11 protein-coding genes are annotated in these 15,323 nt (G+C 64.1%); 6 read left to right on the plus strand and 5 right to left on the minus strand.

Annotation, left to right across the window (positions count from 1 at the left end; all coding sequences use genetic code 11):
- Positions 1-169: 169 nt before the first annotated feature.
- The 3 genes from N2604_RS14850 to N2604_RS14860 all read right to left on the minus strand — a co-directional run bounded on the left by N2604_RS14850 (position 170) and on the right by N2604_RS14860 (position 4,968).
- A complete protein-coding gene (locus N2604_RS14850; protein WP_260375365.1) occupies positions 170-3,541 on the minus strand; it encodes an AAA family ATPase in 3,372 nt (1,123 codons plus the stop codon).
- A 37-nt stretch (positions 3,542-3,578) separates the two neighbouring features.
- The gene (locus N2604_RS14855) at positions 3,579-3,965 is read right to left on the minus strand and encodes a DUF4440 domain-containing protein (RefSeq protein ID WP_260375366.1); all 387 of its coding nucleotides are present in this window, start codon (positions 3,963-3,965) and stop codon (positions 3,579-3,581) included.
- A gap of 82 nt (positions 3,966-4,047) precedes the next feature.
- Positions 4,048-4,968, minus strand: coding sequence for a Spy/CpxP family protein refolding chaperone (locus tag N2604_RS14860; RefSeq protein WP_260375367.1), 921 nt, complete (start codon positions 4,966-4,968; stop codon positions 4,048-4,050).
- Between the two features lie 12 nt (positions 4,969-4,980).
- Here N2604_RS14860 and N2604_RS14865 point away from each other — a divergent pair, with 12 nt between their 5' ends.
- A complete protein-coding gene (locus N2604_RS14865) occupies positions 4,981-5,748 on the plus strand; it encodes a hypothetical protein (RefSeq protein WP_260375368.1) in 768 nt (255 codons plus the stop codon).
- A 405-nt stretch (positions 5,749-6,153) separates the two neighbouring features.
- Here N2604_RS14865 and rocD read toward each other — a convergent pair whose 3' ends face one another.
- Entirely contained in the window at positions 6,154-7,368 is a 1,215-nt protein-coding gene (gene rocD / locus N2604_RS14870; protein ID WP_260375369.1) for an ornithine--oxo-acid transaminase, read from the minus strand.
- A gap of 227 nt (positions 7,369-7,595) precedes the next feature.
- Positions 7,596-8,816 (minus strand): cytochrome P450, encoded by a 1,221-nt coding sequence (locus N2604_RS14875; protein WP_260375370.1) that lies wholly within the window; start codon positions 8,814-8,816, stop codon positions 7,596-7,598.
- A 105-nt stretch (positions 8,817-8,921) separates the two neighbouring features.
- On the opposite strand from N2604_RS14875, the gene N2604_RS14880 reads away from it, so the two are divergent.
- The 5 genes from N2604_RS14880 to N2604_RS14900 all read left to right on the plus strand — a co-directional run bounded on the left by N2604_RS14880 (position 8,922) and on the right by N2604_RS14900 (position 15,253).
- Positions 8,922-9,464: a phosphonopyruvate decarboxylase gene (locus N2604_RS14880; protein ID WP_260375371.1), complete on the plus strand. Its 543-nt coding sequence runs from the start codon at positions 8,922-8,924 to the stop codon at positions 9,462-9,464.
- Entirely contained in the window at positions 9,461-10,051 is a 591-nt protein-coding gene (locus N2604_RS14885; protein ID WP_260375372.1) for a thiamine pyrophosphate-dependent enzyme, read from the plus strand. Before N2604_RS14880 ends, N2604_RS14885 begins: the two co-directional genes overlap by 4 nt.
- 154 nt (positions 10,052-10,205) lie before the next feature.
- The gene (locus N2604_RS14890; RefSeq protein ID WP_260375373.1) at positions 10,206-10,892 is read left to right on the plus strand and encodes a TetR/AcrR family transcriptional regulator; all 687 of its coding nucleotides are present in this window, start codon (positions 10,206-10,208) and stop codon (positions 10,890-10,892) included.
- 1 nt (position 10,893) lies between these two features.
- Positions 10,894-12,087, plus strand: coding sequence for an efflux RND transporter periplasmic adaptor subunit (locus N2604_RS14895; protein WP_260375374.1), 1,194 nt, complete (start codon positions 10,894-10,896; stop codon positions 12,085-12,087).
- Between the two features lie 70 nt (positions 12,088-12,157).
- Complete coding sequence (locus N2604_RS14900; RefSeq protein ID WP_260375375.1) at positions 12,158-15,253, plus strand: MexW/MexI family multidrug efflux RND transporter permease subunit; 3,096 nt, start codon at positions 12,158-12,160, stop codon at positions 15,251-15,253.
- Positions 15,254-15,323 lie beyond the last annotated feature (70 nt).

The following is a 15,323-nucleotide window of genomic DNA, read 5'->3' on the forward strand; positions in this document are numbered from 1 at the left end:
TACTCATGAGAGGAAGATCGGCTCTGAGTGCTGATCGTCCAGAGTATGACTGCTCGTGACCCCACATCGGAGTTGACCCGTGTTCAGTTCCAATAGCGCAAGGAGAGGGTTGCCATGTCACCCGAGTGCTTGCTGTACGGCAACGTCTGAAGTTTGGAAAAGCGCGCGATCATGGTCGGGTCAGCTCCTCCATGAGCGCCTTGGCGGAACGAAGGTCCGGCGTTTCGAAGCCTTCCGTGAACCAGCTGTAAACCGAGCCAAGAAGGCACCGCGCGTCGGCCGTCCTGCCCTGGTCGCGCCAAAGCCGAGCCAAACTCATTGCGGCACGTAATTCAAAGGACTTTGCGCTCTGGCTTCGGGCGACCTTGAGTGCAGTTTGCAAATACCCCTCGACCTCGTCAGCTGGAGCACCACGAAAGCGGTGCAGTTCACCGTCCATGCATGCAAGTTCTGCCTCCCACATATGCTCGTCGCTGCGCGCGGCAAGGGCCTTTGCTTCGGCAAGGCTAGCGACGCCGTTGTCGTAGTCACCCAAGTGGAGGTAGGTGGCCGCGAGCATCCACAAGTACCGAACCTGGTACCAACTGGCCCCCAGCCTGTTCCGCTCGTTCAGACTGAGCCGCATGAGCGCCAGGCCGGCCTCCACGTTGCCCTCTTGCGCCATTGCCCAGCCCCGCAGGATGAGGCCGCTCACGCGCCAATAGTTCAAGCTGTTCTGGTCGGCGAGATGGATGATGGCGTCGGCGTGCGCATGTACGGCCGCCACGTTTCCCATTAGCTCCGCAGGGGCCGCCTCGCCATAGACCTGCACATGCGCGGTAAGGTTCGTCTGATTCAATTCCATCGCGTATTGAGATGCGGCACGGCTAGTCCGCTGAGCCTGTTCGGGGTAACCAAGAATCCAAAGCACAATCGCCAAGTAGGGTAGCGCCGAGGCCTTCGGGTCATGTACGTAGTGCACAGGCGGCGGCCGATGCTCCTCTGGCTGATAGCGACTCAAGATCGTTTCGAACTCCGAGCGTGCGGTCAGAAAATCACCGGCATGCATTGCGGTGAGCGCGGCCAGACGATGCGCAGCCAATTCCAGTGCTGTGTGCCCGGTGCGCTCGGCGGCGCGCTGCGCTTCGGCAACGAGGCTCTGCATGGCAGCAAAGTCGCCGCGCACGAAGTGGAAAATGAACTTGCCGCTAAGGGTGGAAAACAAGGCATCCGTGTCGTCGAGCTCATAGCAGAGCGCATGAGCCCTGCTGAAGGCTGTGCCAAGCTGCGGAGCCGTGTATCCGTGAATGGCAATCAGTGGACCTCCGATTGCTGTTTGCAGAGCGAGTTCCTGGCGATCGCGCTCCGGCCCTTGTGGATTGGACTTGAGTGCCTCCAGTCCCCTTGTGAGATGAGTGATCGCTTCGAGATTGGCGGAACGCGCAGCCGCGATACGGCCGGCCCGCAGCCAATAGTCCACCGCCTTTCCTGCCAGTCCACCCTCGGTGAGATGCAGAGCGATCGTCTCCGGCTCCGCCTCCGCACGGGCAGGGTAATGTTGTTCGAGAGCTGCAGCTATGCGGGCATGGATCTGCTGCCGCTTGCTCCTTAGGAGGCTCTCGTGCGCGATGTCCTGCACCAGCGCATGTTTGAAGCTGTAGCCAACATTCGGAGGTACGCCACGACGGAATATCAGTTCCGCGGCCAATAGATCATTGAGAGCATGCTGGAGCGCGTGCTCGTCGATCGCCGTTACAAGGCGCAGAAGATCGTGTCCGAATTCGCGTCCGATGCAAGCTGCAATCTGGGCAACTTCCTTTACCGGCGCCAATCGATCAAGGCGGGCCATCAAGGAGTCCTGCAGCGTCGTCGGAATCGCCAGCGGCGGCAATGGGCCGATCAACTCATAGCGGCTGCCCCGATCTTTGAGCAGACCGGATTCGACGACGGCCTTCGTGAGCTCCTCGACGAACAACGGCACGCCGTCGGTCTTGGCCAAAATCTGCTCAAGCACCTCCTGAGGGAGCATTTTGCCGCCCGTGATCCGGTCAACGACTGCCGCCCCTTGCCTGCGTCCCAGTCGGCTTAGAAAGAGCGCTGTCACGTGTCCATGACCCGTCCAGCGCGGAATGAACTCGGGCCGGAAGGTAACGATCATCAAAATCGGAAGTCGCTGCACCTCGTCGACAAGCCGATCGAGGAGTTCGAGCATAGTAGGGTCTGCCCAATGGACGTCCTCGTAAACGGCAAGCACTGGCTGTCTTGCCGCTAAGCCTTGTATCTGTTCCAGAAGGGCCTGGAAGGTTCGCTCCTTCTTCTGGTGCGGACTAAGTGCAAGGGGTGGGTATCTCTCCCCGGTCGGGATTGCCAAGAGATCCGCGAGGACCGGCGCGCTCTCATGCACATCGTCCGCACCAAGAGCGAGCATGGCCTCGAGTTTATCGAGCTGTTCGTCGGAAGCGTCCTCCCGCCGTATTGCCGCTGCCCGTTCAAGGAGGCCAACGACGGGATACAAGGCGGTGTTGGTATGAAATGGTGAACAGAAATGGCTCAGCGGCGTGTGCGGCACACGTGCGACCTGGTCGCGTAAGGCTCGCACGAGCCGCGACTTGCCAATGCCGGCTTCGCCGCCGAGCAGGACGATCTGTCCTTCCCGCTCTTTAGCCCGCTCCCAGCGATCCAAGAGCAATGCGAGTTCTTCATTCCGTCCGACCAGTGCGGTCGTTGCCATGCCATGCTGGGCCTCGAACCTGCTCTCTGCTGCGCCTTCACCAACGACAAGCCACGCCTGCACCAGTTCCGGGAAACCCTTGAGAGGCACCGTGCCGAGGTCGTGGTACGTGAAAGCTTCGCCGAGTAGGCGGCGGGTCGATTCGGCAATCACCACATCACTTGGCTTGGCCAGACCTTGCAATCGGGCGGCTAGGTTTGGTGTTTCGCCGATGACTGCGCGCTCGCGAGCCTCTCCCTCGCCAATCAGCTCGCCGACCACGACCAGACCGGTTGCGATGCCGACGCGAGCGGCGAGCGCCGCACCACTCGGTTCGGTAAGGGATGCGACCGCCTTGGTCACTCGAAGCCCAGCGCGAACGGCGCGCTCCGCCTCATCTTCGTGCGCCCGCGGCCAACCGAAATAGGCGAGAACGCCATCGCCCAAGAATTTGGCTATGTGGCCTTCGAATCGGTCGATCTCGCCCACCACGGTGTTATGGTAGGCCTGCAAGAGGTCACGCAGTTCCTCGGGATCGCGCCCTGAAGCAAGTGCCGTCGAGCCGACCAGGTCGACGAACATGACTGTGAGCTGCCGACGCTCCGCGTCCGAAGGGATCGATGGCTTCGCGTAGTCGGCAGGTGCATTGGCCTCGACAGCCACCGGAGCGATCGGCGGAGCGAGTGCATGGATTGCCCTTAGCACAGCCTTGCGCGGACCGAGTGGCAAGCCAAGCTCCCGCAGGTCGGCTTCGGTCAGTTCTGGCAAAACCTCGGACGTGATTTCAGCGTCACAAAACGTCTTTATGTAGCGCTCCAGCCCGAGACCGCGAAGCCATTGCGCGATATCCACGATAAGCCTCCTCGTGCCGCATCAGGCAACGGTCAGCTCAATTGAACGTATGCAACTTCAGCTTCAGCGAACCATCTGCCTGACGCTCAAACACGTGGGTTGCTATCCCGCCTGCAGGTTGGCTGGCGCCATCCGCTGTCTTACCGTTGGCGCTCCAATGGGCCGTGCCGTAGACGATCTTCTCATCTCCACCGGCGTCTATGACGACTAACCTGTGATCGGTGAATCCGCTTGAAAACAGCCCAGCAAAGAAGCTCTCGATCTCTGTCGGACCGGATATCACTTGATGCGTCGGCGGCAACAATTTGGCGTCTGACACGTAAGTCGCCGCGATAGCCCTGGCATCTGCTTTGTTGAATGCTGAATCCCACGCGGCGTACGCCGCAGCAATGTCGTGTTTTATGGAGGAAGCTAATGCTGTCATGATCCCTCCCTCAAGCTCTGTTTGGAGGTGCAGCCGACCAGGACTTCCGCCGGTCCCGCGACGAGGGAACGCGACGCCGCCCTCATTGGCCGGCGACCTGTTGCAGGGTGTTGAAGCGCGCTTTCTGCTCGCTGCTCAGCGTGGCATAGAACTCGTCCAGCGCTGGTTCGACCAGCTTGGCGGCCGCCAGCATCGCCTCGAGCCGGTGCTGCATCGCCTCCAGCCGTCCGACCGGCGTCAGCGGTACATCGTTCGGACAGGCCGCCTGCAGGCCTTCAACGCCCTTGGCTGTCGCTTCACTGAGGCGGTCGAGCGCCTCCTTCTGCTTGCCGGCCGGGTGGAGCACAGCCTCGATCCTCTCGATCGGCAGCTGGGTCAGGCTGGACTTCGGATCGCCGCAGCCCTCGCTACTCGCCTCCTGCTGCTGCGACGAGCGCTCGCCGACATTGGGGCCAAGCGCGTTGAAGCGGGCCTGCTGCTCGTCACTGAGCGAGTTGTAGAAATTCTCCAGTGCCGGTCGAACGATCTTGACCGCTTCAAGCGTCGCGCTGATGCGGTTCATCATCGCGCGCAAGCGGCCAGGGGGAGTCAGTGCATAAGTCTCCGTGCAGGAGTCCTTGAACACACCGGCAGCGTTGGCCGCCGCCGTCTTGAGCTCGTCCAACAATACGCGTTGTTCCGGCGTCGGCCGCACCGCCTGTGCGATATCGGCAAGCGGCCAGGCGGTCACACCCTTGTCCGGTGTGGCGCACAATTGCTGAACCGTCTGCGGGCTCACGCTGGCACGCTGGCGCGCGCGGTAGCTGCCGCCGGCTTGCGGATAGTCATACGGGTTGGTGCTGGCATAAGCGGCGTAAGGGCCGTCGCCGCCCCAGAACACGGTGTCGACGAAGTCGTCATAGGCGTACGCCCAATATCCGGGCTCGTAGGCATAGGACCAGAACGTGTAGTTGAAGATGTCGGAATAGGCGTAAGGCCAGAACACGGGCCCAAGCCAAGCCACGAAGACTGCGGGATGACGGTGACGCCACGCCTGTCGGGGAGCCCAGCCGCTTTGGCGAGTGACGAGCGCCGCCTGGGTCTGCGCAGTGGACTGCTCGCGGAAGCGCTCGGCGAACCGGCCGCGCTGCGAGGCCTGCGCGGCGGCCGCAAGTGCCGCAGCGCGCTCCGCCGGAGCCTGCAGTCCAAGCCGCTGCTGGCGCGCCAGGTCAATTTGCTGCGCGCGCTGCTCTCGGCCAAGCAAGCGGTTCTGCGCCTGGAGCATTCGCTGCTGCGCGCGTTGCGCTTGCACGCCTTCCGGCTTTTGCGATTGCAATTGCTGCACCCGCTGCTGCAGGCGTTCGATGCGGGCCTGGCGCTCCGTCGTCTGGCGCGACAGCATGTCGCGCTGCCGCTGCTCGACCTGCTGCGAGCGCTGTTGGATGCGTTGCTCGCGCTCAAGAAGGCGGCTCTGCGACTGCAGCAACCGTTGCTGCTGCTGCCGCGCCCTTGCGTCTTCCGGCTTCTGCGATTGCAATTGCTGCACGCGCTGCTGCAAGCGGTCGATGCGGTCCTGGCGTTCCGCGGATTGGCGCGAGAGCATCTGGCGCGGCGGTCCCGATCGCTCGCTCACGGCCGGGGGGGCACTTGGGCGCGAAGGGGCGGCGATATGCGGCGTCGGCCGCGGCGCCATGGCCGGACGTTGTGGCGCTGCCGGCGGGCGCTGGAATTCGCGCCGCGGCGCGGCGACCTGCGGGGCGGCTCGCGGGGCACTGAATTGTGGGGTCGGGCGCGGTGGCGGTGATGCGATGTGCGGCGCCGGACGTGGCGCCATGGCCGGCCGCTGCGGCATGGCTGGCGGTGCCGCCGGACGCGCCATGGCCGGTGGTGCTGCTGGACGAGCCATAGCCGGTGGTGTCGCCGGACGAGCCATGGCTGGCGGTGCTGCCGGACGAGCCATAGCCGGTGGTGCTGATGGCGGCGCTGCGGCTGGCCCTGGTGGTCCACCCCGTCCGTGTCCCAAGGGGCCCTGGGCCGACGCGCTCGTCGTCAGCATCGAGACGCCAACCAAAACAGCCGTCAGGCAAACGCCACGCGGAAGCATGATCTTCGCTCCCAACTCGTAATTGCCCACCACTTTCAACGCACAGACTGTGGAATCGTTCGTCCTTCGCCACTGCCGGCATTGCGATCTTCCGACGCAGGCAGCTCAAGAGAGATCCTGCGTCAGGGTGGTGGCGAGCCGCTCCAGCGCCCAGTCGACCTGGTCGCTTGTGATCACCAGCGGCGGGGCGATGCGGATCGTATGCTCATGGGTATCCTTGGCAAGGATGCCCTTGGCCTGGAGCGCCTCGCAGTAGCGGCGTGCCCGCCCGGCCTCGGGATGAAGCTCGACCGCGAGCATCAAGCCGCGCCCGCGCACCTCGCGGATCGTATTGGCACGGATGTCCTTCAAGCCGTTCAGAAAGCGTGCGCCTTGCCTCGCCGCGTTCTCGATCATGCCTTCCTCGACCAGCACGCGCATCGCCGCGCGGGCCACCGCGCAGGCAAGTGGGTTGCCTCCGAAGGTCGAACCGTGCTGCCCGGGCCTCAATGTCCCGAGCACTTCGTTGTTCGAGAGCACGGCCGAGACCGGATAGAAGCCGCCGGACAGGGCTTTGCCGAGCAGCGTCACGTCCGCCTCTATACCCTCGTGCTGTTCGGCGAGCAGCTTGCCGGTGCGGCCGAGCCCGGTCTGGATCTCGTCGAGCACCAGCATCACGTTGTTGGCGGTGCAGAGCTCCCGCACCGTCTTGAAATAGCCGGCCGGAGGAATGACGACACCGGCTTCGCCCTGGATCGGCTCGACCAGGAAGGCGACCGTGTTTGGGGTGATTGCCTCCTCGAGCGCCGCGGCGTCGCCGAACGGGATGATCTTGAAGCCCGGGGCGAACGGTCCGAAGTGGGCGCGTGTCTCGGGATCGGTCGAAAAGCCGACGATACCCAGCGTGCGTCCGTGGAAATTGTTGGCGCAGACGATGATCTCGGCCTGGCCGTCCGGCACGCCTTTCACCTCGTAGCCCCATTTGCGCACCGACTTGATCGCGCTTTCGACCGCCTCGGCACCGCTGTTCATCGGCAGCACCTTGTGGGAGCCGGTCAGCGCGGCGATCTCCTCGTAGAAGGGGGCGAGTTGGTCGTTGTGGAAGGCGCGCGAGGTCAGCGTCAGCCTGTGCGCCTGTTCCACCATGGCCGCCAGGATCTTGGGGTGGCAGTGGCCCTGGCTGACCGCCGAATAGGCGGACAGGCAATCGAGGTACCGATTGCCTTCGGTGTCCCAGACCCAGACACCTTCGCCGCGCGCAAGGACGACCTCGATCGGCTCGTAATTGTGAGCGCCAAAGCGTGCTTCCGTAGCAACGAAATCAATGACCGACGCGCTCATCTGCCGTCACTCCATTGCTGCGCGCGGTGTCAACCGACTGCATCGGCGGTCGCGCCCAAATGAATGTGGGTATCGATTTGCCCGCTCGGAAGCCTTGCTGCGTCCGATGGCGCGGCGCGGCCTGATAGTCCCGAAATGTCAGGTAGTTCTGCCGGGCCACAGGGCACCGTTCGGCAAACCAGGCTCTACTGTGCATGGGGTTGTTTTCGCAGTTTTGTGTCGAGCCCTCAGCCAAGCGCGCAGGGCACGCTCAGGAAGCCGCGGAACCGCACCCGTCCGCCGCGCACTGGCGCCCCGCTCACGGCATAGTTCGGGAAGCGCGCCAGGAAGCGCGAGATCGCGATCGCCCCTTCCAGCCGCGCCAGCGCCATGCCGGCGCATTGATGCGCGCCGGTGGCGAAGGCGAGGTGCCGGTTCGGCGTGCGCCCGATATCGAAACGCTCAGGGTCGGGAAACTGCGCGGGGTCGCGGTTCGCCGCGCCGATGCACAGCGTCACCGACGTGCCGGCCTCGAGCATGACGCCGCCGAGCTCGATCCTCTCGGTGGTCATGCGATTGCCGAGCTGGTTGGAGCTCTCGTAGCGCAGCATCTCCTCGACCGCGGTCTTGATCAGGTCCGGGTTCTCGATCAAGCGCTGCCTCTGGTCGGGATGCCGGTCGAGCGCCACGAGGCCGTTGCCGATCAGGTTGGTGGTGGTCTCGTGGCCGGCATTGAGCAGGAAGATGCAATTGTGCAGCAGCTCCTTCTCCGTCAGCCGCTCGCCGTTCTCTTCCCCCTGGATCAGGCGCGTCAGCACGTCGCGCTCGGGATTACCCGGCTTGGCACGCCGGCGCGCGACCAGTGTCTCCAGATAAGCGAGGAAGTCCGCCACCGCCTTGTTGCCGCGCGCAGCAGCCTCCGTCGACACCACCGGCTCGAGAGCACCCAGGATCGCCAGCGACCAGTCGCGCAGCGGCCCGCGCTCCTCGTGAGGCACGTCGAGCAGATTGCCGATTACCTCGATGGGAATCGACGCGGCAAAGTCCTCGATCAGCTCGCAAGCGCCCTTGGCGGCAATGGCATCGAGCAAGCCGTCGACCAGCTTGATGAGGTCCCCTTCCATGCTCGCGATCGCGCGCGGCGACAGCGCGCCCATGATCAGGCGGCGCACGCGGGTGTGGGAGGGCGGGTCGTTGAAGACGAGGCTGGTGGTGTGGTGCTCGTAGAGCGGCGTGTCACCGTATTTCGGCGCGAACTCCCGCTTCTTGTCCGAGCTGAACGATTTGGTGTTCTTGTAGGTCGTGACGAGATCGTCGTAGCGGGTCAGGAACACGGTGCCGCTGCGCAGGCGCTTGACCGGCTCGTTCTCCCGCAGTGCACGATAGGTCGGATAGGGGTTGTCGTAGAACTCCGGCGTCAGCCTCTCGAGGTCGAAGCTTGCCGCCAGCGCCTTCGCATCTGCGTTCATCCCGTTATACTCGCCGGTTAAAGCCGATATGCCGTTTTTGTTGTTCTGGTCGACGCGTGCATGCGTCTACAGTCTTTGCACCTTGCTAGCCGACCGGACAGGAAAATGCACGCACGCGCTGACGCTGCCGACACGGCGCCGAACTGGCCCGACGATGTTTTCGCGACCTTGCAGCGCTTCGACGTCCGGCAGGTGCCTTACGTGCCGGACGCCGGTCATTCCAAGCTGATCCAGCGCGTGCTGGCCTCCTCCACCATGCGCGGCATTGCGCTGACGACGGAGGAGGAGGGCGTGGCGCTACTCGCCGGCGCCTGGACCGGCGGCCAGCGCGGCGTCTTGCTGATGCAGTCGAGCGGCGTCGGCAATTGCATCAACATGCTGTCGCTGATCCCGATCCTGCGCTTTCCGTTCCTCACCCTGGTGACCATGCGCGGCGAGTGGGGCGAGTTCAATCCGTGGCAGGTGCCGATGGGCTCGACCACGCAAGGCGTGTTCGAGCTCTCCGGCGTCAAGGTGCTGCGCGCCTCGCACGCGGCCGAGGTGCCGGCGGTGTTAGAGGCCGCCGCAGCCCAGGCCTACAACGCGCTGACGCCGACCGCCGTCCTCCTGTCGCAGCGCCTGATCGGCGCCAAGGTTTTCACCAAATGAGCAAGGCCAATCTCCTCGACCGTCGCCAGGTGGTGTCCACGTTGCTGGCGAACCGCAAGGACGTCGTCGCGATCGGCGGCCTCGGTGCCTCCACCAACGACATGTGCGCCGCCGGCGACCACGCCCGCAACTTCTACCTCTGGGGCGGCATGGGCGGCGCCGCGATGATCGGGCTGGGTCTGGCACTGGCGCAGCCGAAGCTGCCGGTGCTGGTCATCACCGGCGACGGCGAGATGCTGATGGGTATGGGCAGCCTTGCCACGATCGGCCTGCAGAAGCCGGCCAACCTCTCGATCGCAGTGCTCGACAATGAGGCCTATGGCGAGACCGGCGGCCAGACCAGCCACACCTCCGCCGCCGCCGACCTCGTCGGCATCGCCAGGGCCTGCGGCATTAACGACAGCCGGGCTGTCACGACCATGGCCGAAGTCGAAGCCTTCGCCAAAGCTGTGCACGACGTTTCCGCGGGGCCGCGCTTTGCCAACGTGAAGATCGACAGCGCCAATCTGGAGCGGATTCTGCCGACCCGGGATGGGACCTACATCGTCAACCGGATCCGTGCTGACCTCGGCTTCCAGCCGATCTAGGCGGTCTGCCCATCCCCTGCCGGACTCCTGCACGCGGGCCGTGCAGGCGTGATTAATTTCCATTGATTCTACGTCGCATGCAGGTTGCGATGCAACATAGTGCTTGACTCCTGCGTGGGTGAGTGCTTACTCACCCAGCATGAGCTCATTGCGTATGACCAGCGACCTGAGGCGTCAATTGATCCTCGGCGCCGCTAAGCGCTGCTTTGCCCGACACGGCTATACCGGCACCACGACCAAGAGCGTGGCGGCCGCGGCTGCCATTTCCGAGGCGCTGCTGTTCAAGCATTTCCCGTCCAAGGCGGCGCTCTACGCCGAGATCCTCAGCGACGAATGCGAGGCGGATCCGGACTTCCTGGAACTGCTCGAGCGCGAGCCCTCGACGGCCACCCTGGTCGAATTGATGCGCGGCATGGTCGAACACTTCCTCCAGATCGCCGACGGTCCCGATCAGGAAGAGGCCCAGCGCCTGCGGCTGATGGCCACGAGCCATTTGGATGATGGCGAATTCGCCCGATTGCTCTATGCCAAGATCGAGACGCTGATCGGCGCTGTCTTCGTCGCCTCGCTCGAACGTGCGATTGCGAGCGGTGACGCGCGGCCCTGCGCTGGCGATCCGCTCAACCTGTTCTGGTTCGCGCATCATGCGGTGATGACCGCGGCGCTAACCAGGCTGCCGGCCACGCCCTGTCTTGCTTACGGCGGGGCGACCGACCTGGAGCGGCAGCTCTGTGAGTTTCTCCTGAGGGGTATCGGACTTAACGACGCCGCAATTGCTTCGCATCTGGGCCGCAATCAGGCCGCGGATGCGAACCAGGCGGCGATTGCAGAAAGTGCATGACATGAACATCGTGGCCGAAAACAAGATTTCGGGGCAACCGATCGACAACAAGGCTCCCAAGCGTCCGGTCCGGCCGGTGCGCTGGTTCATCATCGTCGGCACGCTTCTGGCCGTGCTCGTCGGCGGGCTCGTCTGGTTCAATTCTTTCCGCGGCCAGATGATCAAGCAGTTCTTCGCCAACAACAAGCCGCCGCCGACCCCGGTCAGCGCGGCCGAGGCGAAGTCCGAGGTGGTGCCGAACCTGCTCACCGCGGTCGGCAGCCTCGTCGCCGTGCACCAGGTCGACGTCAGCGCCGACGTCAACGGCCGCGTCACCGAGATCAAGTTCGAGCCGGGCACGCGCGTCGAGGCCGGCACGCCGCTGGTGCAGCTGTTCGACGCGCCGGAGCAGGGCGACCTCGCCAATTACAAGGCGCAGGCGACCGTCGCGCAGCTGTCGCTTGATCGCGCCAAGCAGCTGGCCTCGCGCCAATTCGGTCCGCAGGCGACCGTCGACCAGGCGCAGGCCGCCTACGACCAGGCGCAGGCCGGCATCGCCAAGACCGAGGCGTTGATCTCGCAGAAGCTGGTGCGTGCGCCGTTCGCCGGCGATCTCGGCATGCGCAAGGTCGAGGTCGGTCAGTATCTCACCGCCGGCACCGCGATCGTGTCGCTGACCGATCTGTCGGAGCTGTGGGCCAACTTCACGGTGACGGAAAAGGATTCCGGCAGCCTCAAGGTCGGCCAGACCGTCCGGCTGAAGGTCGATGCCTATCCCGGCCGCACCTTCGAGGGCAAGATCACCACGATCGAGCCGCAGATCGCCACCGACACCCGCAACATCCGCGTGCAGGCGACGATCGCCAATCCGGAGAAGATCCTCAAGCCCGGCATGTTCGTGACCACGACGGTGGTGCTGCCGGAAAAGCCGGCCGTGATCACGGTGCCTGAAACGGCAGTCGATTACACGCTGTACGGCGACTCGGTGTTCGTGATCACCGAAAAGAAGGAAGAGGACGGCAAGACCAGCCTGTCGGCGGTGCGCACCTTCGTGCAGACCGGCAACCGGGTCGAGGGTCGCGTCGAAATCGTCAAGGGCCTGAAGGCAGGCGACAAGGTCGTCGCCGTCGGCCAGCTCAAGCTGCAATCGGGCGCGGCGGTGTCGATCTCGACCGACCCGGCCCCGCAGATCCCGGCGCAGCCGCCGCGCTACTGACAACATCCTCGCGTGATCCGGCCCGGCCGGATCGCGCATCTTGGGACAAAAGAAATCGAGATCGCCCGCGATGGCCTTTACCGACATTTTCATCAAACGACCGGTCCTGTCGGTCGTCGTCAGCCTGCTGATCCTGCTGATCGGCCTGCGCGCGGCGATGGTGCTGCCGATCCGGCAATATCCGAAGCTGTCGAACACGGTCATCAACATCACGACCGTCTATCCCGGCGCGTCCGCAGATCTGATCCAGGGCTTCATTACCACGCCGATCGAGCAGGCGGTCGCCTCCGCCGAGGGCGTCGACTACATCACCTCGTCCTCGGTGCTCGGCACCTCGACGATCCAGGTCTACATCAAGCTGAATTTCGATCCGAACCAGGCGCTCACCGAGGTGCTGGCGAAGACCAATTCGGTGAAGTACCTGATCCCGAAGGAATCCAACGACCCGATCGTCACCAAGACCACGGGCCAGACCACGGCCGTGATGTATCTCGGCTTCTCCTCGGAGGAGCTGTCGGGCTCGGCGATCTCCGACTATCTGACGCGCGTGGTGCAGCCGGTGCTGTCGACCGTCGATGGCGTGGCCTCGGCCGACATTTTGGGCGGCCAGACCTTTGCGATGCGGCTGTGGCTCGATCCGGTGAAAATGGCGGGCCGCAACGTATCGCCGGCGGACGTTGCGGCGGCGATCCAGGCCAACAACTTCCAGTCCGCCGCGGGCCAGACCAAAGGTTATCTGATCGTCTCGAACGTCTCGACCAATACGGGCCTGACCAATGTCGATCAGTTCAAGAAGATGATCGTCAAGGCCAAGGACGGCGGCTTCGTGCGGATGGAGGATATCGCCACCGTCGAGCTTGCCGCCCAGAGCACGGACGCAAGCGTTGCCTTCAACGGTGAGCACGCGATCTTTATCGGCGTGCAGGCAACGCCGCAGGGCAACCCGCTGACGCTGGTGAAGGGCGTGCGCGCGCTGTTCCCCGAGCTCGAGCGCAATCTGCCGCCGTCGATGAAGATGAAGGTCGCCTACGACTCGACCAAGTTCATCCAGTCCTCGATCGACGAGGTGGAGAAGACGCTGGGCGAAGCCGTGATCATCGTGATCGTGGTGATCTTCCTGTTCCTGGCCTCGCTGCGTTCGGTCATCATTCCCGTCGTCACCATTCCGCTCTCCATGATCGGCGTCTGCACCTTGATGCTGGCGCTGGGGTTCAGCTTCAATCTCCTGACCCTGCTCGCAATGGTGCTGGCGATCGGTCTTGTCGTCGACGACGCCATCGTCGTGGTGGAGAACATCCACCGCCACCTGGAGGAGGGCAAGACGCCGGTTCAGGCCTCCCTGCAAGGCGCGCGCGAGATCGTGGGTCCGGTCATCTCGATGACCATCACGCTCGCGGCGGTGTACGCGCCGATCGGTTTCCTCGGCGGCCTCACCGGCTCGCTCTTCCGCGAGTTCGCCTTCACGCTTGCCGGCTCCGTGATCGTGTCAGGCGTGATCGCGCTGACGCTGTCGCCGATGATGTGCTCGGTTCTGCTCAAGAACGCCGAAGAAAGCCGGTTCGCCAAGCTCGTGAACCGGGTGTTCGGTGCGATGACGCGTTGGTACGGCCGCAAGCTCGATCGCTCGCTGGACTACAAGGCCATCACCGGCCTGTTCGCGCTCACGATCCTCGGCCTCGTCGGCTTCCTCTACATGCACACCTCGAAGGAGCTTGCGCCCGAGGAAGACCAGGGCATCGTGTTTGCGGTGACCAAGGCGCCGAAATACGCCAACATCGACTATCTCGATTTCTACGGCGACAAGCTCGACAAGGAATTCGCGAAATTCCCCGAGACCGATCTGCGCTTCGTGCTGAACGGCATCAACGGCCCGCAGGGCGGCATCGCCGGCATGCTGCTCAAGCCGTGGGACGAGCGCAAGCGCTCGTCGATCCAGCTGAAGCCGCTGGTGCAGGCCGAGCTCTCGAAGATCGAGGGCGTGCAAGCCTTCGCGTTCAACCTGCCGCCGCTGCCGGGCGGTCCGGGTGGCTTGCCGATCCAGATGGTGATCAACTCCACCGCCGGCTTCCAGACGGTCTATGAGCAGATGGAGAAGCTGAAGGCCGCAGCCCGCAAGAGCGGCATGTTCATCGTCTCCGATAGCGATCTCAACTTCAACCAGCCGAACGTGAAGGTGACGATCGACCGCACCAAGGCGCAGGACCTCGGCGTCAACATGCAGAACCTCGGCGCCACGCTCGCGGTGCTGCTCGGCGGCAATTACGTCAACCGCTTCAATCTCGAGGGCCGATCCTACCAGGTGATCCCACAGGTGCCGCGCGCCAAGCGGCTGTCGCCGGAATCGCTCGGCGGCTACTACGTGACGACCAATACCGGCCAGCAGCTGCCGCTGTCGACGGTGGTGTCGATCGAAACCAAGACCGACCCGAACTCGCTGACCCACTTCAACCAGCTCAATTCGGCGACGTTCTCGGCCGTGCCAATGCCGGGCGTGACCGTCGGCGCCGCGGTGGACTTCCTCGAAAGCGAGGCCAAGAAGCTGCCGCAGGGCTTCAGCCACGACTATCTGGCGGATAGCCGTCAATACGTGCAGGAAGGCAATCAGCTTGCCATCACGTTCGGCTTCGCGCTGATCATCATCTTCCTGGTGCTGGCGGCGCAGTTCGAGAGCTTGCGCGACCCGCTGGTCATCATGATCTCGGTGCCGATGGCGATCGTCGGTGCGCTAATCCCGCTGTTCTTCGGCGTGGCGACCATGAACATCTACACCCAGGTCGGCCTGCTCACCCTGGTCGGCCTGATCACCAAGCACGGCATCCTGATGGTGGAGTTCGCCAACGAGCTCCAGGTCAACGAGCGGCTCGACCGCCGTTCGGCCATCGAGATGTCGGCCCGCATCCGCCTGCGGCCGATCCTGATGACCACGGCCGCGATGGTCACCGGCCTGATCCCGCTCTTGACCGCGACCGGCGCGGGCGCGGCGAGCCGCTTCTCGATCGGGCTCGTGGTCGTCGCCGGCATGTCGATCGGCACGCTGTTCACGCTGTTCGTGCTGCCGGCGGTGTACGTGGTGCTGGCGACCGACCATCGCGCGGCGGCCGATTCCGAGCGGAACAAGCAGATCGACGAGCTGGACCTCGATTCAAAGGTGCTGCGGCCGACCTGAAGCCGCTGGCAGGCTAGTCCGGAGAGGGCGGCAGCGGTGATCCGCTGCCGCTCTTTTTGTTGGGCCCGGG

This window comes from Bradyrhizobium sp. CB1015 (assembly GCF_025200925.1).
GTDB lineage: Bacteria > Pseudomonadota > Alphaproteobacteria > Rhizobiales > Xanthobacteraceae > Bradyrhizobium.

Bases quoted from the DNA above. Each gene is read 5' to 3' on its own strand.
- N2604_RS14855 (WP_260375366.1), bottom strand. From the start codon at position 3,965: ATGACAGCATTAGCTTCCTCCATAAAACACGACATTGCTGCGGCGTAC.
- N2604_RS14865 (WP_260375368.1), top strand. From the start codon at position 4,981: ATGACGGTGACGCCACGCCTGTCGGGGAGCCCAGCCGCTTTGGCGAGT.
- rocD (WP_260375369.1), bottom strand. From the start codon at position 7,368: ATGAGCGCGTCGGTCATTGATTTCGTTGCTACGGAAGCACGCTTTGGC.
- N2604_RS14875 (WP_260375370.1), bottom strand. From the start codon at position 8,816: ATGAACGCAGATGCGAAGGCGCTGGCGGCAAGCTTCGACCTCGAGAGG.
- N2604_RS14880 (WP_260375371.1), top strand. From the start codon at position 8,922: ATGCACGCACGCGCTGACGCTGCCGACACGGCGCCGAACTGGCCCGAC.
- N2604_RS14885 (WP_260375372.1), top strand. From the start codon at position 9,461: ATGAGCAAGGCCAATCTCCTCGACCGTCGCCAGGTGGTGTCCACGTTG.
- N2604_RS14890 (WP_260375373.1), top strand. From the start codon at position 10,206: ATGACCAGCGACCTGAGGCGTCAATTGATCCTCGGCGCCGCTAAGCGC.
- N2604_RS14895 (WP_260375374.1), top strand. From the start codon at position 10,894: ATGAACATCGTGGCCGAAAACAAGATTTCGGGGCAACCGATCGACAAC.
- N2604_RS14900 (WP_260375375.1), top strand. From the start codon at position 12,158: ATGGCCTTTACCGACATTTTCATCAAACGACCGGTCCTGTCGGTCGTC.